General features: G+C 64.6%; 21 protein-coding genes. 11 read left to right on the top strand and 10 right to left on the bottom strand.

Going from position 1 to position 23,165, the window contains the following annotated elements; all coding sequences use genetic code 11:
• The first annotated feature begins 43 nt into the window (after window positions 1-43).
• From RHPLAN_RS27870 to RHPLAN_RS27860, 3 genes are read left to right on the top strand one after another with little or no spacing between them, the layout of a single operon-like run.
• Complete coding sequence (locus RHPLAN_RS27870) at window positions 44-856, top strand: alpha/beta fold hydrolase (protein WP_068025134.1); 813 nt, start codon at window positions 44-46, stop codon at window positions 854-856.
• Entirely contained in the window at window positions 853-1,821 is a 969-nt protein-coding gene (locus RHPLAN_RS27865) for a Bug family tripartite tricarboxylate transporter substrate binding protein (protein ID WP_084245669.1), read from the top strand. The genes RHPLAN_RS27870 and RHPLAN_RS27865 overlap by 4 nt, the downstream gene beginning before the upstream one ends.
• Window positions 1,821-3,224, top strand: a complete 1,404-nt coding sequence (locus RHPLAN_RS27860; protein WP_068025131.1) for an MmgE/PrpD family protein — start codon at window positions 1,821-1,823, stop codon at window positions 3,222-3,224. Before RHPLAN_RS27865 ends, RHPLAN_RS27860 begins: the two co-directional genes overlap by 1 nt.
• A 111-nt stretch (window positions 3,225-3,335) precedes the next feature.
• Here RHPLAN_RS27860 and RHPLAN_RS27855 read toward each other — a convergent pair whose 3' ends face one another.
• The 8 genes from RHPLAN_RS27855 to RHPLAN_RS27820 all read right to left on the bottom strand — a co-directional run bounded on the left by RHPLAN_RS27855 (window position 3,336) and on the right by RHPLAN_RS27820 (window position 12,610).
• Window positions 3,336-4,262 carry a TRAP transporter substrate-binding protein gene (locus RHPLAN_RS27855; RefSeq protein ID WP_068025128.1) on the bottom strand — a complete coding sequence of 309 codons (927 nt, stop codon included), beginning with the start codon at window positions 4,260-4,262 and terminating at the stop codon, window positions 3,336-3,338.
• A gap of 11 nt (window positions 4,263-4,273) precedes the next feature.
• Window positions 4,274-5,437 (bottom strand): alpha/beta hydrolase family protein, encoded by a 1,164-nt coding sequence (locus RHPLAN_RS27850; protein WP_068025125.1) that lies wholly within the window; start codon window positions 5,435-5,437, stop codon window positions 4,274-4,276.
• 69 nt (window positions 5,438-5,506) lie between these two features.
• Window positions 5,507-6,493 carry a Bug family tripartite tricarboxylate transporter substrate binding protein gene (locus tag RHPLAN_RS27845; protein WP_084245667.1) on the bottom strand — a complete coding sequence of 329 codons (987 nt, stop codon included), beginning with the start codon at window positions 6,491-6,493 and terminating at the stop codon, window positions 5,507-5,509.
• A gap of 36 nt (window positions 6,494-6,529) precedes the next feature.
• Entirely contained in the window at window positions 6,530-8,653 is a 2,124-nt protein-coding gene (locus RHPLAN_RS27840; RefSeq protein WP_068025119.1) for a xanthine dehydrogenase family protein molybdopterin-binding subunit, read from the bottom strand.
• Window positions 8,650-9,132: a (2Fe-2S)-binding protein gene (locus tag RHPLAN_RS27835; RefSeq protein ID WP_068025117.1), complete on the bottom strand. Its 483-nt coding sequence runs from the start codon at window positions 9,130-9,132 to the stop codon at window positions 8,650-8,652. Before RHPLAN_RS27835 ends, RHPLAN_RS27840 begins: the two co-directional genes overlap by 4 nt.
• Window positions 9,133-9,154: 22 nt before the next feature.
• A complete protein-coding gene (locus tag RHPLAN_RS27830; RefSeq protein WP_068025114.1) occupies window positions 9,155-10,105 on the bottom strand; it encodes a Bug family tripartite tricarboxylate transporter substrate binding protein in 951 nt (316 codons plus the stop codon).
• 152 nt (window positions 10,106-10,257) lie between these two features.
• Window positions 10,258-11,241 carry a Bug family tripartite tricarboxylate transporter substrate binding protein gene (locus RHPLAN_RS27825; RefSeq protein ID WP_068025111.1) on the bottom strand — a complete coding sequence of 328 codons (984 nt, stop codon included), beginning with the start codon at window positions 11,239-11,241 and terminating at the stop codon, window positions 10,258-10,260.
• Between the two features lie 205 nt (window positions 11,242-11,446).
• Entirely contained in the window at window positions 11,447-12,610 is a 1,164-nt protein-coding gene (locus tag RHPLAN_RS27820) for an alpha/beta hydrolase family protein (RefSeq protein WP_198164526.1), read from the bottom strand.
• 140 nt (window positions 12,611-12,750) lie between these two features.
• Here RHPLAN_RS27820 and RHPLAN_RS27815 point away from each other — a divergent pair, with 140 nt between their 5' ends.
• Both RHPLAN_RS27815 and RHPLAN_RS27810 read left to right on the top strand, forming a co-directional pair.
• Window positions 12,751-13,725 (top strand): Bug family tripartite tricarboxylate transporter substrate binding protein, encoded by a 975-nt coding sequence (locus RHPLAN_RS27815; RefSeq protein WP_068025105.1) that lies wholly within the window; start codon window positions 12,751-12,753, stop codon window positions 13,723-13,725.
• Window positions 13,726-13,743: 18 nt separating this feature from the next.
• A complete protein-coding gene (locus RHPLAN_RS27810) occupies window positions 13,744-14,910 on the top strand; it encodes an acyl-CoA dehydrogenase family protein (protein WP_068025102.1) in 1,167 nt (388 codons plus the stop codon).
• Between the two features lie 48 nt (window positions 14,911-14,958).
• On the opposite strand, the gene RHPLAN_RS27805 is transcribed toward RHPLAN_RS27810, so the two are convergent.
• Complete coding sequence (locus tag RHPLAN_RS27805) at window positions 14,959-15,585, bottom strand: DUF2147 domain-containing protein (RefSeq protein ID WP_084246643.1); 627 nt, start codon at window positions 15,583-15,585, stop codon at window positions 14,959-14,961.
• 309 nt (window positions 15,586-15,894) lie between these two features.
• On the opposite strand from RHPLAN_RS27805, the gene RHPLAN_RS27800 reads away from it, so the two are divergent.
• From RHPLAN_RS27800 to RHPLAN_RS27785, 4 genes are read left to right on the top strand one after another with little or no spacing between them, the layout of a single operon-like run.
• Window positions 15,895-17,124 carry an acyltransferase family protein gene (locus tag RHPLAN_RS27800; RefSeq protein WP_068025100.1) on the top strand — a complete coding sequence of 410 codons (1,230 nt, stop codon included), beginning with the start codon at window positions 15,895-15,897 and terminating at the stop codon, window positions 17,122-17,124.
• A 41-nt stretch (window positions 17,125-17,165) separates the two neighbouring features.
• Window positions 17,166-18,302 (top strand): ABC transporter permease, encoded by a 1,137-nt coding sequence (locus tag RHPLAN_RS27795; protein ID WP_068025096.1) that lies wholly within the window; start codon window positions 17,166-17,168, stop codon window positions 18,300-18,302.
• Window positions 18,299-19,027: an ABC transporter ATP-binding protein gene (locus tag RHPLAN_RS27790; protein ID WP_068025093.1), complete on the top strand. Its 729-nt coding sequence runs from the start codon at window positions 18,299-18,301 to the stop codon at window positions 19,025-19,027. The genes RHPLAN_RS27795 and RHPLAN_RS27790 overlap by 4 nt, the downstream gene beginning before the upstream one ends.
• Window positions 19,024-20,112: an HlyD family secretion protein gene (locus tag RHPLAN_RS27785; RefSeq protein WP_237179925.1), complete on the top strand. Its 1,089-nt coding sequence runs from the start codon at window positions 19,024-19,026 to the stop codon at window positions 20,110-20,112. The genes RHPLAN_RS27790 and RHPLAN_RS27785 overlap by 4 nt, the downstream gene beginning before the upstream one ends.
• A gap of 6 nt (window positions 20,113-20,118) precedes the next feature.
• Here the strand turns inward: RHPLAN_RS27785 and RHPLAN_RS27780 are convergent, their stop codons facing one another.
• Window positions 20,119-21,588, bottom strand: a complete 1,470-nt coding sequence (locus RHPLAN_RS27780) for a UbiD family decarboxylase (protein ID WP_068025090.1) — start codon at window positions 21,586-21,588, stop codon at window positions 20,119-20,121.
• Window positions 21,589-21,648: 60 nt separating this feature from the next.
• Here RHPLAN_RS27780 and RHPLAN_RS27775 point away from each other — a divergent pair, with 60 nt between their 5' ends.
• Together RHPLAN_RS27775 and RHPLAN_RS27770 are read left to right on the top strand one after the other, a co-directional pair.
• On the top strand, window positions 21,649-22,656 hold the full coding sequence (locus RHPLAN_RS27775; RefSeq protein WP_068025088.1) for an amidohydrolase family protein: 1,008 nt from the start codon (window positions 21,649-21,651) through the stop codon (window positions 22,654-22,656).
• Entirely contained in the window at window positions 22,657-23,139 is a 483-nt protein-coding gene (locus RHPLAN_RS27770) for a hypothetical protein (protein WP_068025085.1), read from the top strand.
• The last annotated feature ends 26 nt before the right edge of the window (window positions 23,140-23,165 follow it).

Raw genomic sequence — 23,165 nt, 5'->3', positions numbered from 1 at the left:
AAACGGTGGCAAAGTGTGGTGGAGCGGGTTAGGGCGTGACGTCATGAACAAGGTTGAAGTGCGTCCCGGCGTGACGATCGCTTACGAGGACCACTGGTTCGGCGAGCCGTGGGCCGCGCCCGAGCCGGTGGTGATGATCCACGGCAATTCAGAATCCTCGCGCGCCTGGACCTGCTGGGTGCCGCATCTATCGAGGCACTACCGTGTCATTCGTCCCGACCTCCCGGGTTTCGGCTCGTCGCCTGAGCCAGTCGAATACGGCTGGACGGCGGCCGAGCTTGCTGCCGACATCGGACGCTTCCTCGACGCGCTGCAGATCGAGCGCTGTCATCTGATCGGCGCGAAGTATGGCGGCTCGGCTTGCATGCGACTGGCCATCGATCAGCCGTCGCGGCTGCGCTCGCTCTGCCTGTTCGGCTCGCCGGTGCGCGGTAGCGGCAGCGGCAATGCCGACCTCATTCGCACCAAGGGCGTGCATCGCTGGGCCGCCGAGACCATGCGCGCGCGGCTCGGGAACTCGGCGTCCGAGGCGCAGCTGAAATGGTGGGCCGACGAACTGATGGGCAAGACGTCAGGCCGTGCGGCGTTCAACGCGTCGGCTTCGCGGATCGACATGGAGCTGGAAAAAGAGTTGTCGCGCATCGCCGCGCCGACGCTGATCGTCACCACACAGGAGAGCGGCTTGCAGACTGTCGAGGCGGTCGAGCGCTACGCGGCGAAAATTCCGGTGTCGCGCGTGATCGTCATGCCGGGCGACAGTTATCACATCGCGGCGGTCGAGCCGGACATTTGCGCGCAGCATGCGCTCGCCTTCATGCGCGAGGCCGACGCCGCCAAGGCAAAGGCCGCCGAATGATCACGCGGCGAGGCGTTGTCGGTGGATTGGCAGCGGCCGTCGCGCTGCCGGGACGCGCGCGGGCGCAGGCCTATCCGACGCATCCGGTGCGCATCATCGTGCCGTTCGCGCCGGGCGGCGGCGCCGACATCGTGTCGCGGCTCATTTCGCCTTACATGCAGGCGTCGCTCGGCCAATCTATCGTGGTCGAGAACCGCGCCGGCGCCGCGGGACGCATCGGCACCGGCGTGGTGGCGAAGTCCGATCCGGACGGCCACACCCTGCTGGTCTCGACCGAATCCTCGCTGGTGATCGCGCCGCATATCGGCCAGTCGATCGGCTATGACCCGCTGAAGGACTTCGCGCCGGTGTCGTTGCTCACCCGCAACACCGTGATGCTGGTGGTGCATCCGTCGCTGCCGGTGCAGAGCCTGCAGGAGTTCATGGCGCTGGCGCGCTCGAAGCCCGGCGAGTTGTTCTACGCGTCGTCCGGCGTCGGCGGCCCCAATCATCTCGCGGGCGAGATCTTCAACCGCATGACCGGGCTGAAGATCACCCACGTGCCGTTCCAGGGCACCGGGCTTGCCATCCAGGCGGTGGTCTCGAACCAGGTGCCGGCCATGTGGGGCTTCATGGCGGGGCTCATTCCGCATATTCGCGGCGGCGTGCTGCGCGCGCTTGCAGTCGGCAGCCTCGATCGTTCGAAGGCGCTGCCGGAGGTGCCGACCGTGGCCGAGGCGGGCGTGCCGGGCTACGAGGCGGTGTCGTGGATCGGCATGGTGGCGCCGGCCGGGCTGCCCGCGCCCACGATGGACAAGCTTTCGGGCGCGGTCCGCGCCGCGATGGCGGAGAAGCCCGTGACCGACAATCTCGCGAGCAGCGGTTCCGAGGTCGTGGCAAGCAAGCCTGATGAGTTCCGCCAGGTGATGGAGCGCGATTTCGTGAAGTACGGCAACCTCGCCGACCTGTTCAAGACGGTGCAGTGATGGCGATCGCGCAACATCAATCCACGCGAGCGCTGGCGTCCTTTGCGGCCGGGTTCGACGCCAGGACTTTGCCCGACGAGGTGCGGCGGAAGCTCGGCTGGCTGTTTCTGGATCACCTCCGCGTCTGCTCGATCGGCGCGCGGCTGCCGTGGAGCGACTGGTCGCGGCGTTATGTCGGGCTGGTCGGCCGCGCCGGAAATTCGCATGTGCTGTTCGAGGCCGAGACGGTCAATCCGCAGCACGCGACATTCCTCAACGTCACCTTCGGTTCGAGCTTCGATGGCGACGACACCCACGTCGGCGCCATGCTGCATCCCGGGGTCGCTGCTTGGTCGGCGGCGCTTGCGGTCGGCGAGCACACCGGCGCATCGGGTCCCGACGTGCTGGCCGCGGTCGTTGCGGCTTACGAAACGATCATCCGCATCGGGTTGTCGGTGCAGCCCGGCCATTTCAAGCGCGGCTTCCAGAGCACAGGCACCTGCGACGGTTTCGGCACCGCGGCGGCGTCGGGGCGGCTGCTGTTCCGTGGCAAGGACGCGGCGCAGAAGATCGCCGACGCGTTGGGCATCGCCGGCGGCCACGCTGGCGGGCTCGCGCAATTCTACTATTCGGGCGGCTCGGCGAAGCGCATTCACGCCGCGCATGCCGCCGAGGGCGGCGTCGCCGCGGCGTTGCTCGCCGAGCAGGGCTATAGCGGACCCAACGATATCATCGAAGGGCAGGGCGGCTTCGCCCGCGCCTATGCGGACGGCTTCAATCCGGCGGTGATCGAGGAGGGGCTGGGCCAGCGCTTCCATCTGATGGACGTGCTGGTGAAGTCGCATGCCGCTGCGGCCCGCGTCGCGGCCGGCATCGACGCCATGCTGGTCCTCCGCGAGCAGCACGGATTCGGCAGCAACGACATCGCCAGCATGGCGCTGGGCATCCCGAAGATCATCCAGGGGCGATTGACCAATCCACATCCGGTGGACTTGCAAGCCGCGCAGATGTGCCTGCCGTTCAGCGTGGCGCTGGCTGCGAAGGTTCCGCTTGCGCCAGGCGGTATCACCACGTTGGGCATTCCGGACTATAAGGCTGGATTGAAGGACAAGAGACTTCACGACATCGAGGAGCGCACCACGATTGCGCTCGACGACGAGGTCGAGGCCGCGAGCAACGAGCTTTCCACCGCGGCGCGGGTCTCGGTGGTACTGCGTGACGGGCGCAAGTTTTCGATGCTGGTGCCGGCGCCGAAGGGAAGCCCCTCGCAGCCCTTCACCGCCGCCGAGCACGAGGCGCGGTTTATCCAGGAGCTTGCGCCGCGGGGCGGCGACAAGACCTGCGGCGAGATCGTCGCGATGTCGCGCGATCTCGACCGGCTCGATCCGCGGTGGCTTGGACAGGTGTTGTCGGGCAAGCGCTGAGCAACAAACTCCGCTGTCATGCCCGCGCTTGTCGCGGGCATCTCGATTGGGTGAGCACAGTGCCTCCCTAAGCGGGATGGCCGGGACAAGCCCGGCCATGACCGTCGGAAATTATTTGGTGCCAGCTAAGTCGAACAGCTCATTGCCGAGATCTTTCCGAGCCTCGGCGTAGATCGGCTGCACCGCCTTGGCGAAGGCATCGTGCTGCGCGCCGTCGAGTTCGACGATCTCGCAGCCTTCCGCCTTGATCGCATTCTCGGCGTCCAGCTCCTCCTTCACATGCAGTCCGCGCTGGAACGCGACCGACTCGTTCACCGCCTTCTGCATCGCGGCCTTCAGATCATCCGGCCAGGCGTCGAAGGTCGGCTGGTGCAGGAAGATGGGCCGCGAGATGTAGAAGTGATTGCTGATGGTGTGAAAGCGATGGAACTTGTGAACGCCGTAGGTGACCGTGTTGGTCAGCGGGTTCTCTTGGGCGTCGATCTCTGACGCTTTGATCATCCGGATCGCGTCGGTGAGGTCCATGATCATCGGCTTGGCGCCAAGAAGTTCGAACGTGCGCGCCTGGATCTTGCTCGGCAGCACGCGGATGGTCATGGCCTTGAAATCGGAGGGCGTGCGCACGGTGCGCACCCGATTGGAGATCTGGCGGAAGCCGTTCTCGTACCAGCCGAGGATGCGGAAGTTCACCTTGCTCTCGATCGCCTGTACGAGCCGCTTGCCGAGCGCGCCGTCCATCGCGCCGCGCGCGTGGTCATTGTTCTCGAACAGGAACGGCATGTCGACGAAGCTCAGCTCCGGCACGCGGTCGGTGAGATAGCTCGACGACTGGTAGCCGAGCGTCAGGATGCCGCTTTCGACCAGCCACAGGATCTCCTCGGCCTTGTAGCCGAAATCCATGATGTTCCAGACGTACTTCACGTCGATGCGGTCGCCGAACTGCGCGACGAGCTTGTCGCCGATGAGCTTCATCGCCTGACTGAAGCCGGTGGTGGGCGGCCCGTAGCCGCCCATACGGATCACGATCGGATTGGCCATGCTGTGTCCCGTTATTTCATGTTCTCGGCGAGCCAGTCGGCGGCGAAGTCGATGCCGATCTGGCGGTTGTCGACATGGGCGTGCTCGGCGCCGCCTTCCTCGGTGGTGAAGATCTTGATGGTCTTGTTGGACGAGCCGACCGCATCATAGAGCTTCTGCGCGTTTTCGACCGGCACGACGCGGTCGTTGCCGGCGTGTGTCACCAGGAACGGGCAGGTGATGTGCTTCGCCGCGTCCTTCAGCGAGAATTTCCTGGCGATCTCGATGCCTTCGTCCTCGTCGGCGGCGCCCGCGACCCAGCGCCATTGGAAGTTCGACTGCGCCACGCTCTTGGGTGCGTTCTTGTTGGCTTCCTTGATCTTGGTCTGCCAGGCGGCAAGGTCCCAGTGCAGTGCCGAGAGCGCGATGCAGGCGGCGTAGCGCTTCTCGAAGGCCGCGATGCGCGACGAGTAGTAGCCGCCGAAGCTGTAGCCCATGATGGCGATGCGCTTGGCGTCCACGTCGGGCCGCTTTGCGAGATAGTCGAAGGCGGCCGCGCCCGGCACCTCGTAGTCGTAGCGGCTCGGCATATCGCGCATGCGCCGCATCTCGCCCATGCCGGGACCGTCCAGGCAGAGCGTGTTGAAGCCGCGGCGCGCGAACTCAAGCCCGCAGAAGAAGATGCTCATCTCCTTGGCATTGTCCATGCCGTTGACCACCACGACGGTGGGCTTGGGGCCGTTGCCTTTGCCCGGCATGAACAGCGCCGGCAACGTCGTGCCTTCGTAAGGCACCTCGATGAACTCGACCTCCGGATAACGCAGCCGGATGCCCTGGTGCCAGACCTTGTAGGCGTGCGCGCACTGCGCCTTCTTTTCCGGGCTCGGCGAGATGAACCGTTCGGCGTTGTAGTGATAGATGCCGGCACGGAGGTAATAGTCGCCCGCCGTGATCTTGCGGTTTTTCGCCAGTGCCTCGTCGCCGCGCTTCTCGATCAGATCGCCGATGGCGCGCCATTCCTCGAACCAGGCCTTGCCGCGGTCCGCCTCGCTCTGCCGCGCGCGGAGCTTCTCGCAGCAGCGGTCCATTTCTTCGAGCGCGACCACGCCGTAGGGCGCCATGCCCTTCAGGATCAGCGTGGCGTTGGACCAGAGGAAGTTGTCGGGGAAGTGGTCGTTCCAGGGGCCGCGGGACATTCCAGTTTTGCCTTTCAAACAAGGATGGCCGGGAGACCCCCGGCCATCTGATAGCGGTTGGGTGACAATCTATTCCGGCTTGAGGTTCGCGTCCTTGACGATTTTTGAATAGAACGCGAGCTCCGAGGCCATGTATTTCGCGAACTCCTCGGGCTTGGTGCCGCGCGGCTCCATCCCCTGCGTCCCCAGCGTCTTGACCACATCCGCCGGCTTCACCGCCTTCGCAGCTTCCTCGCTGAGCTTTTGCACGATCGACTGCGGCGTGCCGGGCGGCGCCAGGATGCCGTACCAGCCGGTAATCACGAATGTCGGAAAGCCGAGCTCCTGCATGGTGGGTACGTTGGGCAGCGTGGCCGCGCGTTTGGTGCCGGTCACGGCGAGCGGCGTCACCTTGCCTTCTTTGGCCTGGATCGACATCACCGGCATGGCGTCCACCATGGCGTCGATGTGGCCGCCAAGCAGATCGTTGAGCGCGGGTCCGGCGCCCCGATAGGGCACGATGCTGATGTTGATGTTTGCCAGGTTCTGCAGCAGAGCGATGCCGAAGCCGAGCGAGCTGCCGATGCCGCCGCCTGCGCCGAATTGCAGCTTGCCTGGATTCTTCTTGGCCAGATCGATCAGTTCCTTGACTGATTTAACGCCGAGACTGTTTTTCGCGACCAGGATCAGCGGGCCGGTCGAGACCTCTGCGACTGCGGCAAACTTCAGCAGATCGACCGGATAGTCTGGATGCAGCGCTTGCGTGATCAGAGAACTCGACGAAATGAAATAAAGCGTATGGCCGTCGGCCGGCGAGGCGAGAACCTCCTTGGCGGCGGGAATGAAATTGCCGCCGGCCTTGTTCTCCACCACCACGGGCGTGCCCATGTTCTGCGACATCTGCTGGGCGATCAGGCGCGCGGTGACGTCCGTGCCGCCGCCAGCCGACAGGCCGACGATCAGCCGGATGGTCTTGCCGGTCTCAAGTTCCTGCGCTTTCGCCTGCGGCAGCGCCGCCGTGAAGAAGCCCGCGAGCAGGACCGCGGCCAAACGTATGCCTCGAGGCAGAGCCGTCATCACATCCTCCCTTGATTGCGTTTTTCTTGTCGTTGGTCAGTCAGCCAATAGCGTAGCCATGATGCGCTCCCGCGTCAGCGGCAAATCGCGGACCCGCTTGCCGAGCGCGCGGGCGAGCGCGTTGCCGATCGCAGCTCCAGTCGGGCCGACCGAGGCTTCGCCCAGGCCGAGCGTCGGCTCGTTCGGGTTGTCGATCAGCTCGATGTCGATCTCTGGAATGTCGGAGAAACGCAGGATCGGATAGTCCTCCCAGGTGCGGGTCGCGACGCGGCCGTCCTCGTATTTGACCTGCTCGCGCATCACGAAGCTCGCGCCCTGGATGATGCCGCCTTCGAGCTGGTTCCGCGCGCCGTCCGGCGCGATCACGAGGCCGGCGTCGGCCGCGCACCAGATGCGCCGGAGCTTGATGTCCTCCTGGACGTCGAGTTCGACCACGACAGCGGCAAATGACGCGATGTTCTTGTAGCGCGCGAAACCGAAACCTCTGGCGCGGCCTTCGGAGAGGGACTGCTGTTCGAACCAACCACTCATTCGAGCTGCCGTCTCGACGACGCGACGGGCGCGCGGATCGGAGAGGAGAGAGAGCCGATAGGTGACCGGGTCTTCACCGACACCTTCTGCAAGCTCATCCATGAAAGATTCGATCGCGAACACATTGACCCAGGCGCCGAGCCCGCGCAGCGACGAGGTGCGCATCGGCACCTCGGGCAGCATGTGATGGATCATGCGGTGCCGCGGCAGGTCGTAGATCGGGATGGCATTGCGTGTGGCGCCGCCGCCGCGCTCGTCGGGCACATCGCCGATCGGATTGAGCGTTGGCGCATTGGGCAAGGCTTCGGCGCCGAGCAGGTTGGAATTGCCGTTCATGCCCGGTCGTTGGGCGTGCGGCGGGCTCCACAGCTCGATGCTCCAATCGACCGGCTTGTTCTCGTTGCCGAGCACGGCGCGAAGCTTGATGGCCATCGCGGGGCTGATCGGGGAGGCGGCAAAATCGTCCTCGCGTGGCCATTGCACCCGCACCATGCGGCCGGGATGGCGCATGGCGATGAAGGCGGCGTCGAAGGCCGCGTCGTCAGCCGTGTTGTGGCCGTAGGCGCCCGAGCCCTGGCGATGCAGAACAGTGACCTTTGCTGCGGGAAGACCGAGCGCCTTGGCGAGCCAGTCGCGCAGCACCGCCGGGCCCTGACAATGCGACCAGACTTTGAGGGCGTTGTCCTTCCATTCTGCCAGTGCGCAGCACGGTCCGACGGAGGCGTAGGTGAGGAAAGGGCGGGAATACTCGGCCTCGATCACGCGGCCGCCCGGCACCGCATCGCGATGGCCGGCGTCGGTCACCTTGTCCTTGGATTTCTGCGCCTTCAGCCAGTCACGAGTGCCGACATCGGCCGGGGGCGGCGTCCCAGCGTCCCACCGTGCCAGCGGACGGGCGGCCTCGGTCGCGCGCATCACCGCAATCTCGCTGTCGGAGATAAACGCCACGAAGTCGCCTTCGCGCAGGATGTCGATCGGCGCCTTGGCGGCCCTTCGCACGGCATTCTCGTCGAGTTCGGCAAGACGTGCGCCGCGCCATGGCTGGCGCAGGACGCGGGCGTGCAGCACGTTCTCCGGCGCCAAATCCTGGATGAAGCCGGTGCCAGCGATCTTCGCCGGCAGATCGAGCCGCGGAAGATGCTTGCCGACGATCCTGTAGCTCGACGGCTTTTTGACCGGCGCAGTGCCGGTGGCGCGGCGGTCGAGCGTGATCTCGCCCGCGAGTGACCAATAGTCGCGGCCGGTGTCTCGGCCGGCGCGCAGGAATTTTCCGTCTTCGATGGTCAATTCACCAGGCGAACAGCGCAGCGTCTCTGCCAGCCGCTCGATGAACAGCGAACGCACCTCGGCGCAGACCAGGCGGATCGACGCGCCGCCCACCGCGACCGAATAGCTGCCGGACGTAAAACCTTCCGCCGGGCTGATGTCGGTTTCGCCGGAAACGAGATGGATCTGGTCCGGCCGCACATCCAATTCCTCGGCGGCGATCTGCGTCAGCGCCGTCAGGATGCCCTGGCCGATCTCGACCTTGCCGGAACCCACCCGCACGCGGCCGTTTTCCTTGAACGCGATCCATTGCGACAGGATCGGATTGTCGGTGAGGCTCAGCGGCAGCGCGTTGGAGATCATGGCTGCGCCCCGGCCGCCATCAGGTCGCCGGCCTTCTGCACCGCGCGGACGACGCGGTTGTGGATGCCGCAGCGACAGAGATGCGGATCGAGCGCCATAACGATCTCGGCACGGCTCGGCTTGCTGTTCCTGGCAAGAAGCGCCGAAGCCGAGATCAAAATTCCCGACAGGCAATAGCCGCATTGCCCGGCCTGCTCGTCGAGAAAAGCCTGCTGCAGGGCGTGAAGCGCGCCGCCGTTGGAAAGTCCTTCCACCGTGGTGACGGATCGCCCGGTCACAGTCGCGGCTTCGCGTGAGCAGGAGAATTCCGGCTTGCCGTCGATCAGCACCATGCAGGCGCCGCACTGCTCGGTGCCACAGCCGAACTTGGTGCCGCGCAAGCCGAGTTCGTCGCGCAGCACGGTGAGCAATGGCACCGTGCCGTCACAGGTCACGGAAACGGCACGGCCATTGACGACGAAATCGAGTTTGTCGCTCACGTCCGCTCCATTCCCATCCGCCTCACTGCTCGACCTTGATACCTTTTGCGTCGATGAACTTCGACCAGTTCTTGATCTCGTTTTCGAGCTTGACCTTGAGCGCTGAGCCCGGCGCAAACGAAGGATCGGTGTCGACCTTCATGAGCCGCTCCCGCACAGCCGGGTTCTCCATGGTGGCTTTGACGGCCTGCTCGACCTTGGCACGGATCGGTTCGGGCGTGCCTTTCGGCGCGAAGATGCCCCACCAGAACTCCAACGCCACATCGGCCATCTTGACACCGAGGTCGCCGCGTAGCGTCGGCGTGTCCGGCAGCGAAGGCGCGCGCTTGTCGCTCGTCACCGCCAACCCCTTGACGAGCTTGCCTTCCATCTGACCCTTGGCAACCGGCAGAGAGGATGCAACGGCTGCGACCTGCGCACCTGCGATCGCCGCTGCGGCCGGACCGCCGCCGCGATAGGGAACGTGCACAGCCTGCATGCCGGCGCCGTCGAGAATGACCTCCATCACCAGATGCGCCACGCTGCCGTTGCCGGCGCTGCCATAATCGAATTTCTGCGGCTGGGTTTTCGACCAGGCGACAAACTCAGGGAATGTGTTGGCGGGGACGTTATTTGCGATGGTGAACACCAGCGGTGTGCTGCCCATGGCGACGACCGCGTCGTAGTCGCGCAACGGATCGAAGCCGGACGGATGCTTCTTGTAGAGCGCCGGGTTGATGCCGAGCGCATTCTCGGCAACCAGGAACGTGTAGCCGTCTGGCGGCGAGCTCGCCACGTACTGCCAACCGACATAGCCGCCGGCACCGCCTTTGTTCTCGATGACGATCGCCGCGCCCAGTGCCTGGGCGAGCTCATTCGAGATCTGGCGGAAGAAGGTGTCGGTCGCGCCACCCGGCGGAAACGCGACCACGAAGCGGATCGGACGGTCGGGATAGGTGCTTTGTGCGGGTGCGATCGCTGGCGAAATCAACAAGACACATAACGCCAAGCACCATCGGATGACGTGTGTCATGAGCGCTTTCCCCTCAACATCGCTTCTAAGCAGGCTGTTCATTCGACCATGACCGGCGGCATCCGTCGATAGGCGGTGCCGCCGTCATCGATGCGGCACTTCGCCGTTGCGGATTATTCGGCCTTGATGCCCTTGGCGTCGATGAAGCGCGTCCAGTTCTTGATCTCGCTCTCGAGCTTCGCATGCATGGCCGGGCCGTCGATCAAGTCCGGCGTGATGTCGAGCTTGGCGAGCCGCTCGTGCGTGGCAGGGTTGTTCATGACCTTGGCGAGCGCCTGATAGAGCTTCGCCTTGACTGCATCGGGCATGCCCTTCGGACCGAACACCGCAAACCAGAAGCGCAGCTCGACGTCGGCCTTGGCCACGCCGGCCTCCTGCATGGTCGGCACATTGGGCATCGCAGCCGAGCGCGTCGGGCTCGTCACCGCCAGCGCCTTGACCTTGCCGCTCTCGACCAGGCTCTTGCTCGCCTGCACCGAGGTGATGGTCATCGGCACATGGCCCGCGAGCACGTCGCCGATGGCCTGGCCGCCGCCTTTATACGGGACGTGCACGGCCTGCAGGCCGGTCTTGTCCATGAACACTTCGAAATTCAGATGCGACACGCTGCCGACGCCGGCCGAGGCGAAGTCCATCTTCTTCGGCTGGGTTTTCGAGTAGGCGATGAGTTCTGCGACGGTCTTGACCGGAATGTTGTTGGCAACGAGCAGCGCCGACGGCGAGGCGGCAAGACCTGCGATGGCGTCGAGCTGCGTCACCGGATCGAAATTCGACTTGGTTTTCTTGTAGAGCGCCTGGCTGATCGCCACCGCATTCTCGGCCAACAGCAGCGTGTAGCCGTCCGGATCGGACGAGGCGACGTGGGTCCAGGCGATATAACCGCCAGCGCCGGGTTTGTTCTCGATCACCACCGGCTGGCCGAGCGCCTCCTGCAGATCGACGGAAATTTGACGTGCGAAGGTGTCGGTCGCGCCACCGGGCACAAAGGCCACGATGAAGTGGATCGGCTTGTCGGGGTAATTGCTCTGCGCGGACGCGGTGGAGATCAAAGCCCATGCGGCCACCACAGCGGCAGCCCAGCGAAGCAGTCTCGGCATTCCATCCTCCCAGTCACGGCCGCTTGGCGGCTCGGCTTTTTTCAATTCTCTCTCCGCTGTCATTCCGGGGCGCGCCGCAGGCGCGAACCCGGAATCCAGAAGCAAGCACCGACTTTGCAACTGGATTCCGGATCGCCGCCATAGCGTGTCGAAGACGCGCGTAAACGCGCTTATGGCGGCGTCCGGAATGACAGCGGCGGGCAGCTTACATGTTTTTCAGAAGCCAGTCCCCGATGAAGTCGACGCCGAGCTGGCGGTTGTCGACCTGGCAGTGCTCGGCGCCGCCCTCGGCCTCGGTGAAGATGCGCAGCGTTTTATTCTGGGAGCCGACACTCTCGTAGAGCTTGTGCGCATGCTCGATCGGCACCACGCGATCGTTCTCGCCGTGCAGGATCAGGATCGGGCAGGTGACCTTGTCGGCCACGCCCTCGAGCGTGAACTTCTTCGCCCATTCCAGCCCGGTGGCATTGTCCGGCGCCCCGACCACCCAGCGAAACTGGAACGTCGAGCCTGATGTCTGCCGCGGATCGGTCGGCGCATGGCCTTTGACGAAGTCGTAGACGTTCCAATGCATCGCACCGAAGCAGACGCAGGCGGCGTAACGCTTGTCGAAGGCGCAGATGCGCGGCGCGTGATAGCCGCCGAAGCTGTAGCCCATCACGGCGACCCGCTTGGGATCGACCTCGGGCCGTGACGCCACATAGTTGTAAGCCGGAATGCCCGCGGCCTCGTAGTCGTGCCGTGACGGGATGTTGCGGAGCCGCAGCGGCTCCGACTGGCCAGGCCCGTCGATCGCAAGCGTGTTGATGCCGCGCTTGGCGAAATCGAGGCCCGCGAAGATGACGCTCATCTCCTTGGCATTGTCCATGCCGTCGAACAGCACCACGGTCGGCCGCTTACCGAGGCCGCGGCCTTTGACGAACCAGGCCGGCAGGCTCGTTCCTTCGTACGGCACCTCGACGCGCTCGATGTCGGGGTGCAGCCGCGCCATGGCGCCCTGGTAGCAGCGTAGCGCCTTGGCATAGATCGCGAGCTTGTCCTCGCCCGGCGGCATGAAGCGCTCGGCGCTGTAATAGTAGTTGCCGGCCCGCATGTACTGGTTGCCGGCCGTGATCGTGTTGCCGGCCGCATCGGCCTCGTCGCCGATCTTGGCCACGCGATCGGCCTCACGCGACCATTCCTCCATCCAGACCTTGTCGAGCTCGAGCTCGCTGCTGCGAGCCTTCAGCCGTCGCGTGATCTGGTCGATCTCGGCCATCGCGGCCGCGCCATAGGCCACCATGCCTTTGACGATCTGCGTGGCGTTGCTCCAGCGCAGATTGCCTGGGAACGTCACCTGCCAGTTGGCTTCGCTTGGCATCGCAACCATGGGCCCCTCATCCTCCGCGGGGCGCCATTCAATCACCATGGCTTTGCCGAGCGCTAGATTTTTCTGTCGTAGCTGTATGATGCTTGAAAAGCACGCTCGCGGGATCAACCTGGCGGCCACGGAAATCAAGGAGGAGCAGCGTGATCCGGATTGGATTTGCGGCGCTGATGCTTGCTTGCATGACGATTGGGCTCCGCCCGGTGTGTGCGCAGGGTTATCCATCCCGAACCATCAAGCTCGTCCTGCCGCAGCCCGCGGGCGGTGCGGTCGATCTGATCGCGCGCGTCTTGGGCGAACGTCTTGCCGAGCAGATGAACCAGCCGGTGATCGTCGAGAACATGCCGGGAGTGAACGGCAGTCTTGCGGGCGCAGCGGTCGCCCGTGCTGCTCCTGACGGCTACACGCTGATGCTGGCGGTCGACAGCAATCTCGTCGTCAACCCGAGCCTTTACAGAAACCTCAACTACGATCCGTTTCGCGACTTCATACCGATCAGCGTGGTCGTCAAGCTCAACACGGTTCTGGTCGCCAACCCCAAGGTCGAGGTGACCAATGTCCGCGAGCTGATTGCCTATGCCAAGGCGCATCCGAACAAGCTCAACTACGCGGGCATCGGCATTGGCAGCGCGATGCACATGGGCATGGAGCTGTTCAAATTCAAAACCGGGGTGCAGATCAATCATGTCCCGTACCGCGGCACCGCAGCAGCGATTACCGATGTGGTCGCCGGCGTGGTCGATCTGATGTTCACGGGACCTCCGTCGGCAAAAGCCATGTCGGCAGAAGGCAAGCTGCGGGTGTTGGCAGTCGCCTCGCCGCAGCGCGTGCCGTCGATGCCCGACGTGCCGACAGTGAGCGAGTCCGGCGTGCCGGGCTTCGAGATGGCTGGCTGGTTCGGGCTGCTGGCGCCGGCGAAGACGCCGCAGCCGGTCATCGAGCGGCTGTCGGCGGAGGTGAGCAAGGCCGTCCACGATCCGCGTTTCAGCGAGCGGATGGCAGTGCAGGGGCTCCAGGCGGTCGGCGGCACGCCGGCGGAGATGCTTGCGACGATGCAGGCCGATACGCGGAAATGGGCCGAACTGATCAAGTCGGCGAATATCAAGGTCGAGCAATAGCAGGGAGTCTGCCACCCAATGGATTTTTCGCTGTCGGCCGAGCAGCAGACCATCCGCGACGCGGTCGCAAGGATTTGCGAGCGTTTCGGCGATGACTACTGGCTCGCCAGGGATCGCGATGGCGGTTTTCCCGACGATTTCCATCGTGCCTTCGCCGAGGCCGGCTGGCTCGGCATCGCGATGCCGCAGGAGCACAGCGGCGCGGGGCTCGGCGTCACTGAAGCTGCGCTGATGATGCAGACCATCGCCGAGTCCGGCGCCGGCATGTCCGGCGCGTCCGCGCTGCACATGAACATCTTCGGCCTCAATCCGGTGGTGGTGTTCGGCACCGACGAGCAGAAGCAGCGCATGCTGCCGCCGCTGATCGCCGGCAAGGACAAGGCCTGCTTTGCGGTGACCGAGCCCAATGTCGGCCTCGACACGCTGAAGCTGAAGACCAAGGCCACCCGCGACGGCGACCGCTACATCTTGTCAGGCCAGAAGATCTGGATCTCAACCGCTCAGGTCGCGAGCAAGATGCTCATTCTCGCTCGCACCACGCAGCTCGAACGGGTGGCGCGCCGCACCGAAGGCTTGAGCCTGTTCTACACAGACCTGGACCGGCGCTACGTCGACGTCCGCGAAATCCCGAAGATGGGACGCAGCGCCGTCGACTCCAACGAGCTGTTCATCGACGGGCTTCCGGTGCCGGTCGCCGACCGCATCGGCGAGGAGGGCAGGGGCTTCGAGTTGATCCTGCACGGCATGAATCCGGAGCGCATTCTCATCGCCGCCGAAGGCATCGGGCTCGGCCGGGCCGCGCTGCGCAAGGCTGCGGCCTATGCCAAGGACCGCATCGTGTTCGACCGGCCGATCGGCGAGAACCAGGCGATCCAGCATCCATTGGCCGCACGCTGGATGGAGCTCGAGGCGGCAAACCTGATGGTGTTCAAGGCCGCCTCGCTCTACGACAAAGGCGAGCCCTGCGGCGTCGAGGCCAACGCCGCGAAGTATCTTTCCGGTGAAGCCGTGTTCAAGGCCTGCGAGACGGCGCTGATGAGCCATGGCGGCATGGGCTACGCCAAGGAATTCCACGTCGAGCGCTACTTGCGGGAGTCGCTGATCGTGCGGATCGCGCCGATCACGCCACATCTGATCCTGAGCTTCATCGCCGAAAAAGCGCTCGGCCTGCCCAAGTCCTACTAAGAGGGTCCTATTGAGCAGGTCGAATCAAGCGTTCGACGAAGTTGGCGTTCAGCGCTGCGCCGTGTTGGGCTGCGGCTGGCGCGACCTCACGGCGTTCGTCGTCGGTTTCGGCGCGTTTGTCGGCTTCATCGCGTTCGCCGGCTGCGCTGCGGAGCTGCCGCGTGCCGCGTCTGGCAGATACTTCGCCGTCACGGTTGGATCGAGCTGGGCAATGGTGGTGTCAGGCAGGCGATGCCACACCTCGTCCATGCCGAACATCGGAATGCCGAGATAGCCACGGACCGTGAGCTGCTGGCCGTCGCGGCTCAGCGTCATCTTGGCGTGGTAGACGCTGCCGTCGCGTGGATCGAGGATGTTGCCGTCGTCGTAGCCCAGTCCGTTGCGTTTCATGTCACGGATGAACGAAAGGCCGAGCACGGGCGCGTTCTTCCGGTCGTCCGTGCATTTGTCGCAGAACGGGGGATCGCGATCTTCCGGTCTGGGAAACATCTTGGCGATGGCGCCCTCGTACATGTTGTTCGGGCGCTCAACCACCAGCACCCAGATGACCGGCCGGCCGTTCTCGCTCTTTTCCCAGAGTCCAGCGGCGCTCGGGTCCAAGGCCCGGGCCGGAATTGTTGCAGCGCCAAGCGCTGCTGCGGTTGCCAAGGCCAGGGTCGCAAGTTTTGTCGTCATGGCCGCCGTCCTTCCATTCATCTGCAGATACAATTCCTTCGTACGCACACCACCACCTTGCAATCGATTTTAACCCGATTCACTCCGATAATATGGCCGTTTGACGAAAGTACAGCGGCTAATCGTTGGGCTTTGCCCAACGTGACGAGGTCGCCGGGGAGGGCGATTCCAAGCACATTGCAGGAACGCATTCCTTTCCAGTGTGTTATGGATGGGGCGAATCGCGCTCAGCCTGAACGGGATGAGCCTGCAGAGCGACTACGTTGAGGGGCCGGTTCCGTTGCCGGCCGGGAGAAGGTCCACCGACGAATGTCACGGTCCAGCATCGCGCTCAGCAATCTGCGGGGCATCGTCATCGTCATCGTGCTGGCCTTCCACTCGGTGCTGGCTTATCTGGCTTCACTGCCGCCCGAGCCGTTTGCCTTCGACACGGCCCCCTACCGCTGGCAGGCCACCCCCATCATCGATACTTCCCGTTGGTTCGGCTTCGACCTGTTCTGCGCCTGGCAGGACGTCAGTTTGATGTCGCTGATGTTTTTCCTGTCGGGCGTGTTTGTCCCCATGAGCCTGAAGCGCAAGGGGGCACGAAGCTTTCTTTCCGATCGCCTGCTGCGGATCGGTCTGCCGCTGGCCATTGTCGTCGCCCTGGTCATTCCCGTGGCCTATTACCCGGCCTATGCGGTCACGGCGGCTGATCCGAGCGTCGCGGCGTTCTGGCAGCATTGGCGGGCGTTGCCGTTCTGGGCGTTGGGTCCGCAGTGGTTTCTGTGTCAGCTGCTGGCGCTGAACCTGATCGCGGCCGTGCTGCACCACTATATGCCGCAACTGACGGACAGGCTCGGCCGGCTCGCCGCCGCGGCCCATGAGCAGCCGCTTAAGTTCTTCGCCGGGCTGGTCGTCATCTCCGCCGTGGTTTACGTGCCGCTGGCTCTGGCCTACACGCCGTGGGCCTGGACCAACACCGGACCGTTTTCTTTCCAGACCAGCCGGCCGCTGCACTATCTGGTCTACTTCTTTGCCGGCTACGCGGTCGGCGCCAATGGCTTCGAGCGCGGGCTTCTGGCTGTCGACGGCGCTCTGGCGCATCGCTGGGCTTGGTGGACCGTGGCGGCCTTCGCCGGTTTCTTCCTGTGGGCCGGCCCGACGTCGCTGACGCTCGATGGGAAGCAGGCGCCGCTGATCGTGCACGTTGTGTCCGACATAGGCTTCGCTGTCGCCTGCGCGGCGGGTTCGTTCTTTTTTCTGGCGATCTGCCTGCGTTTCGCCACACGCAAGCACTGGGTGCTGGATAGCCTGTCGGCCAACGCCTACGACATGTATCTCAACCACTACATTTTCGTGGTGTGGCTGCAATATGCGGTGCTGGGGTTGGGCCTTTTCGCGGCCGCAAAGGCGGCGATCGTATTCTGTGGCACCTTTGTGGTGAGCTGGGCCGCAGCTGTGGCCTTCAGCGGCCTTTCTCTCGGCGCTTTTTTCACCCAAGCGAAGCGCTGGGTGCCCGCAAAGGTTGGCCAGAAACAGGACGGCCCGCTCCGATAGGCGGATCCCCCGGCTGACGAGACAAAGGACTATCGCGCACGATGCCGCTGGTTTTTACCCTCGCGTTCCGAAATCTGTTCCACGATCGGTTGCGGCTGGTCGCGACCGTCATCGGCATCGTGTTCTCGATCGTGCTGGTCATGGTGCAGATGGGCCTTTATTTCGGCTTCGGCCGCATGGTCACCACCATGATCGACAACGCCTCGGCCGATCTCTGGGTGATGCCCAAGGGCACCAAGTGTTTCGAGGACCCCTCGCTGCTCGACGCCCGCCAGCGCAACCGCGCCCTGTCCGTGCCGGGCGTGGCCGAAGCGATCCCGCTGGTGATCGGCTTTGCCGATTGGCGCACGCCGGCGGGCTCGTCGACGCCGGTGTTCGTGGTCGGTTCGGACCTGCGCTCCGGCGGGCTCGAGCCGTGGAATCTGGTCGAAGGCCGCCTCGAGTCGCTGTCGACGCCCAATTCGGTCGCGGTCGACAAAACCTATTTCGATCGGCTCGGCATTTCCGGCCTCGGCGCGCGCGCCGAGATCCGCCAGCAGGCGGTACGCGTCGCCGCCGTGACCAGTGGCATCCGCTCCTTCACCACCACGCCTTACGTGTTCATGGACGTCGATCGTGCGCGCTCCTACACCGGTACACCGTCCAGTAAGGCGACCTATTTCCTGATCCGGCTCGACAGCGGCTCGCAGCTCAGCGCCGTGCGCAGCAACCTGCAGGCAACCCTCGGCTCCGACGTCGAGGTGCTCACGGCGCCGGAATTCCGCGAGCGCAGCCGGTCGTTCTGGCTGTTCGGCACCGGCGCCGGCGCCGCTCTGTTCGCCGGCGCGATCCTGGGCATCATCGTCGGCACCGTAATCGTCGCGCAGACGCTCTATTCGAGCACCAAAGACCACATCAACGAATTTGCGACGCTGCGCGCCATGGGGTCTTCGCGCGGCTACATCTACAAGGTGATCATCTGGCAGGCGATCCTCAACGCGGTGATCGGCTTCAGCCTGGCGGCGCTGGTCGGCGCCGCGGTGGTGCGGGCGACCGCGGCGAGCGCCTTGCCGATCGTCATCACGCCCGAACTGTCGGTTGGGCTGTTTGTTCTGACCGTCGTGATGTGCATCATCTCGGCCGTCGCGGCGATCATGAAGGTGACGCGCATCGATCCAGCACAGGTGTTCACGCGATGAGCGAAGTCGTGATGGAAGCCATCAATGTCGAAAAGGTGCTGGGCCATGGGCCTGCGCAGATTCGCGCGCTGAAGGGCGTGAGCCTGTCATTGCGCGGTGGCGAACTGACGCTGCTGATGGGGCCTTCGGGCAGCGGCAAGACCACGCTGCTGTCGATCCTGGGCTGCATGCTGACGCCGACCGAAGGCACCATCCGGGTGCGCGGCGACTCGATCGAGGGCAAACGACCGGAGGAGCTGGCAAAGCTTCGTCGCGAGAACATCGGCTACGTGTTCCAGTCCTACCATCTGTTTCCGACGCTCTCGGCCACCGACAATGTGAGGCTGGCGCTCGATGTGCGCGCCGAGAGCGGCAGGAACGCGAAGGCGCGGGCGAGGGAGGCGCTGGCCCGGGTGGGACTCGCGCAGAAGACTGCGAATTACCCGAAGCAGTTGTCGGGCGGCGAGCAACAGCGCGTCGCGATTGCGCGCGCCGTCGTGGGGGAGCCATCGGTGATCCTCGCCGACGAGCCGACCGCGGCGCTCGACTCCGAGAACGGCAAGGCGATCATGGGCATCCTCGCCGGCATCGCCAAGGACCCGAAGCGCGGCGTGCTGGTCGTCACGCACGATCCGCGCCTCGTGCCCTATGCCGATCGCATCATCCGTATCGAGGATGGCAACATTGTCAGCGAAGAAACGCGCCAGTCGCGAACGCTGAGAGAAACGTTAGAAAGGGCCCAATGATGTCGAAACGCGGCTTGGCCATTGCGGGGGTCTTGTGTCTGGTCGGGATCGGCGCGGCGATCGCCGTGACGTCGCCAGACAAGCTCGATCTGTTCCGCGGCATTGCCGGCGCGAATGCGCAGGCGAGCGCGCAATCGAACGACAAGCCGGCCGAGCGGCGCTGGCTCGCGGTCGCGCCCGGTCGCGTCGAGCCGCCGTCCGGCATGATCAAGGTCGCGGCGCCGACCATGGGTGTGGTCAGCAAGGTGCTGGTCAAGGTGAACGACACGGTGTTCGCCGGTGAGCCGCTGGTCCTGCTCAATGACGACGAAATCCAGTCGCGCTATCTCGCGGCCGAATCCCAGGCCGGCATGCGCAAGCGGCTGCGCGACGAGCAGCCGGCGACCGGCAAGGCCGCGGAGCGCCGCAAGATCGAGGACGCCGTGGCCGACGGCGAGACCGCGGTGTTCGATGCCCAGATGGCGGCCGACAAGGCCGCGATCGCGTGGCGTGCCGGCAGCGGCACGACCGACGCTCTGACCAGTGCGCGTTCGGCTCTGGCCCGCGCCCAGGACGATCTCGGCAAGCGCCAGGCGCAGCTTCGAGCGGGCAGCAACGACGCGCCGTTGCCGACGCCTCTGGAAGCGCAGGTGGCGTCTGCGCGCGGCGATCTGGCGTTTGCCCGGGTCAATCTGGAAAAGCTCCGGATCCGGGCGCCGATCGACGGAACGGTGCTGCAGATCAACATCAATCCGGGTGAGCTTGCGACGCCGACCTCGATCCAGCCGCTGTTGATGGTCGCCAACCTGATGACGCTCAACGTCCGAGCCGAGCTCGATGAGCGCGACGTCTCCGACCTCAAGGTCGGCCAGCCGGCATCGATCCGCGCGGCGGCCTTTCCCGGCAAGGAGTTCGCGGGATCGGTCACCTCGATTGCGCCGCTGGTCGAGCCGTCACGGCTCGGTGCGCGGGCGCAGCAGGGTAACCGCTCCGACGTCGACGTGATCGAAGTGCTGGTGCGGCTCACGCAGCCCGGCCCGCTCACCGCGGGTATGAAGGTCGACGTGTATTTCAGCCAGGAAAAGGAAAAGACAGCAGGCCGGTAACGCCGCCTACTTTCTTTTTCTCGTCTTGGACGCGGGACTGGTGGCTGCAGGAACAGGGCTTCCGCGCAGCTTGCTGCCCCATTTCTCCTCGATCTCGCGGGTTTCGTCGGCGGTCAGCGCCGAGGTCGGTGGATATTTGTCCTTCCAGCCGAACGGCCGCACCGCCTCGATGATCGCCTTGGAGTGCGAGGTGACGCCGGCGCGTTTCGACTCGTCGGGAATGCGCGGGTCGAGCGCCGAGCTCCAGGCGTTGCGGACGATGTCGATCTGCTCGGCCGGCTCGCAGCGCGTGGTGACCGCCCACATCACGTCGGCGAGGTTCGACGGATCGACGTCATCGTCGACCACCACGACAAGGCGGCCCATATAGCTGTTGGCGGCGGCGATCAGCGCGGCACGCTTGGCATGGCCGGCATAGCGCTGCCGGATCGCGACCACCGTCATCAGCTGCGCGACGTGCTGCCAGCAGCCGACCACGTCGGTGACGCCGGCCATCTCCAGGTTGCTCCAGATCGAGGCGGCGCGGAACGGCAGCCCGAAATGGAAGCGCGGCGGCTTCATCGGCGGCGAGCCGAGGAGAATGGGGTTGTCGCGGTGATAGACCGCGTTCACCTGCATCACCGGGGCAGGGCGCGCGTCGGCTGCGTAATAGCCGGTGAACTCGCCGAACGGTCCTTCCGGCAGGGTTGCCTCACTCGGCAGCACCAGCTCGCCTTCGAGAATGATCTCGGCATGGGCGGGCAGCGGCAGTCCGGTCAGCGGCCCGCGGATCGTCTCCATCGGTGCGCCTTTGATCGAGCCCGCGAAGTCGTATTCGGATTGGCCATCCGGAAGATATTCAAAACCCGCGATGAACAGCGCCGGGTCCTGGCCGTTCACCACGGCGACCGGACAGGGTTCGCCCTTGTCCCAGTATTTCTTCGCGATGATCGCGCCGTGGCGGCCCAGATGATCGAACTGGATCGTCACGCGGTTCTTGCCGTGCACCTGCACCCGATAGATCGAGGAGTTGATCCAGCCGCCGTCCGGATCGCGCATGATGATGATCGAACCTGAACCGATATACGGTCCACCGTCCTTGCGGTGCCAATAGGGCGCCGGCAGCTTGCCGAGATCGACATTGCGCCCGCGCATCACGTTGTCCTGGAACGGCGCCTTGTCGATCTCGACCGGGCTGTGACGCTCGAGCGTCTGCCGCTTTTTCATCCAGGCCTTCAGCGCGTCGAGCGGTGTCAGCGACGGATCGATGCCGAGCGCCAGAGCCGCGCGCTGCGCCGTGGTGGTGGCGTTGGTGAAGACGCGGGTGCCGCTGTCGTAGCCTTTGATCCGGTCGAACAGCAGCGCCGGGCACTCGGCGCTGCCAGCCGCGACTTCGGTGATGCCGCCGAGCTCGAATTTCGGGTCGGCGCCGTTGATGCGCCGCAGCACCCCGAGCTCGTCCACCTGCTTGATGAAGCCGCGCAAATCCTTGTACATCACGTGTCTCGTTCTCCTGAACCTTCGTCCGCCAACCTAGCCAATTCCGGGAACTGCCGCATGCGCTACATCGATGCGTTTTGTCATTTCAGCCCTCCGCGTTATTTCGATGCCTTGGTCGAGTCGCCGTCAGGCCAGAAGGACATCGGCAAGCGGGTGCGTGGCATTCCCGCGCTGTACGATCTCGATCTGCGGTTGAAAGTCGTCGACCAGTTTCCGGACTACACGCAGGTTCTCTCGCTCGGCCTGCCGATGGTCGACCGGCTGTGGGGGCCGGACAAGACGCCTGAAATGTCGAAGCTCGCCAATGACGGTCTCGCCGAGGTGTGCGCCAAGCATCCCGACCGTTTCGTCGGCTACACCGCCGTGGTGCCGATGAACAATCCAGAGGCGGCCGCGAAGGAAGCCGAACGCGCGCTGAAGAACGGCGCTCATGGCGTGCAGCTCGGCACCAACGTCAACGGCAAGGCGATCGACGGGCCGGAGTTCTGGCCGCTGTACGAGGTGATCGAGAAATCCGGCAAGCCGATCCTGCTGCATCCGGCGCGCAGCCGGGAGATGATCGATTACCAGGGTGAGGCCAAGTCGAAATACGAGATCTGCAGCGTGCTTGGCTGGCCGTTCGAAACCGGCGTCGCGCTGTCGCGCTTCATCTTCTCCAAGATCATGGACACCTACCCGAAACTCAAGATCGTGTCGCACCATCTCGGCGGCGTGATCCCTTACCTCGAAGGCCGCGTCGGTCACAGCTTCGACCAGATGGGCGTGCGCACCTCCGACGAGGATTACGAGGGTCTGCGCAAGAGTCTGAAGAAGCGGCCGTTCGACTACTTCAAGGACTTCTACGCCGACACCGCGATCGAAGGCGCCCGCGCGCCGATGCTCTGTGGGCTCGACTTCTTCGGAGCCGACAAGGTGTTGTTCGCCTCCGACTGTCCGTTCGACAAAGAGAAGGGCCCGGGCTACATCCGCTCGACCATCGCGGTGCTGGAGTCGCTTGATCTGAAGCCGGCCGACCGCGAGAAAATCAGCTACAAGAACGCACAGGCACTCTTCGGCGTGAAATAGATGAAGCTCACCCGGCGCATGGTCTTGTCGCTCGCGGCGGTCGTCGCCGCGCGGCAAGCCTTCGCGCAGGATGACGATACGGTGGCCTTCGTCCGCGATTTTTATACAAGGGAGATCGCGAGGCACGCGGCGAAGGAGCACCAGAGCGATGATGATTTTCTGAAGGTCTTCACCGTGGAGGCGCGGGAGCTCTGGCGTGCCGCGCAGGAAAACCGGGGCAAAGCCAACGTTCCGCTCGGTCCCATCCGTCATCTGTTCCTGGGCCAGGGGGTGCTCCCCGGTCGAGAAGTCGCACTCGGCCCGGTCACTGCATCCGGCCATAACGCGGTCGCGGTCGAGCTCACCGTCCAGGGCAATCCACGCCAGCTTGTCATCCGCACCGCACGCGAAGGCTTGTCGATCAAGTTCGCCGATATCGACTACGGCGATGGCGAAAGCTTCGTCGCTTATTTCAGCAGGCTGGCCGGGCGCAAACCTCAGTGAAATTCGCAGCCATCTGTCGCACGCGG

It is taken from the genome of Rhodoplanes sp. Z2-YC6860 (assembly GCF_001579845.1).
Taxonomy (GTDB): Bacteria; Pseudomonadota; Alphaproteobacteria; order Rhizobiales; family Xanthobacteraceae; genus Z2-YC6860.
Note: the sequence above shows the minus strand (reverse complement) of the source record. Positions and strands in the feature narration are given on the sequence as shown.

Bases quoted from the DNA above. Each gene is read 5' to 3' on its own strand.
- RHPLAN_RS27870 (WP_068025134.1), top strand. From the start codon at position 44: ATGAACAAGGTTGAAGTGCGTCCCGGCGTGACGATCGCTTACGAGGAC.
- RHPLAN_RS27865 (WP_084245669.1), top strand. From the start codon at position 853: ATGATCACGCGGCGAGGCGTTGTCGGTGGATTGGCAGCGGCCGTCGCG.
- RHPLAN_RS27860 (WP_068025131.1), top strand. From the start codon at position 1,821: ATGGCGATCGCGCAACATCAATCCACGCGAGCGCTGGCGTCCTTTGCG.
- RHPLAN_RS27855 (WP_068025128.1), bottom strand. From the start codon at position 4,262: ATGGCCAATCCGATCGTGATCCGTATGGGCGGCTACGGGCCGCCCACC.
- RHPLAN_RS27850 (WP_068025125.1), bottom strand. From the start codon at position 5,437: ATGTCCCGCGGCCCCTGGAACGACCACTTCCCCGACAACTTCCTCTGG.
- RHPLAN_RS27845 (WP_084245667.1), bottom strand. From the start codon at position 6,493: ATGACGGCTCTGCCTCGAGGCATACGTTTGGCCGCGGTCCTGCTCGCG.
- RHPLAN_RS27840 (WP_068025119.1), bottom strand. From the start codon at position 8,653: ATGATCTCCAACGCGCTGCCGCTGAGCCTCACCGACAATCCGATCCTG.
- RHPLAN_RS27825 (WP_068025111.1), bottom strand. From the start codon at position 11,241: ATGCCGAGACTGCTTCGCTGGGCTGCCGCTGTGGTGGCCGCATGGGCT.
- RHPLAN_RS27820 (WP_198164526.1), bottom strand. From the start codon at position 12,610: ATGGTTGCGATGCCAAGCGAAGCCAACTGGCAGGTGACGTTCCCAGGC.
- RHPLAN_RS27810 (WP_068025102.1), top strand. From the start codon at position 13,744: ATGGATTTTTCGCTGTCGGCCGAGCAGCAGACCATCCGCGACGCGGTC.
- RHPLAN_RS27805 (WP_084246643.1), bottom strand. From the start codon at position 15,585: ATGACGACAAAACTTGCGACCCTGGCCTTGGCAACCGCAGCAGCGCTT.
- RHPLAN_RS27800 (WP_068025100.1), top strand. From the start codon at position 15,895: ATGTCACGGTCCAGCATCGCGCTCAGCAATCTGCGGGGCATCGTCATC.
- RHPLAN_RS27795 (WP_068025096.1), top strand. From the start codon at position 17,166: ATGCCGCTGGTTTTTACCCTCGCGTTCCGAAATCTGTTCCACGATCGG.
- RHPLAN_RS27790 (WP_068025093.1), top strand. From the start codon at position 18,299: ATGAGCGAAGTCGTGATGGAAGCCATCAATGTCGAAAAGGTGCTGGGC.
- RHPLAN_RS27785 (WP_237179925.1), top strand. From the start codon at position 19,024: ATGATGTCGAAACGCGGCTTGGCCATTGCGGGGGTCTTGTGTCTGGTC.
- RHPLAN_RS27780 (WP_068025090.1), bottom strand. From the start codon at position 21,588: ATGTACAAGGATTTGCGCGGCTTCATCAAGCAGGTGGACGAGCTCGGG.
- RHPLAN_RS27775 (WP_068025088.1), top strand. From the start codon at position 21,649: ATGCGCTACATCGATGCGTTTTGTCATTTCAGCCCTCCGCGTTATTTC.
- RHPLAN_RS27770 (WP_068025085.1), top strand. From the start codon at position 22,657: ATGAAGCTCACCCGGCGCATGGTCTTGTCGCTCGCGGCGGTCGTCGCC.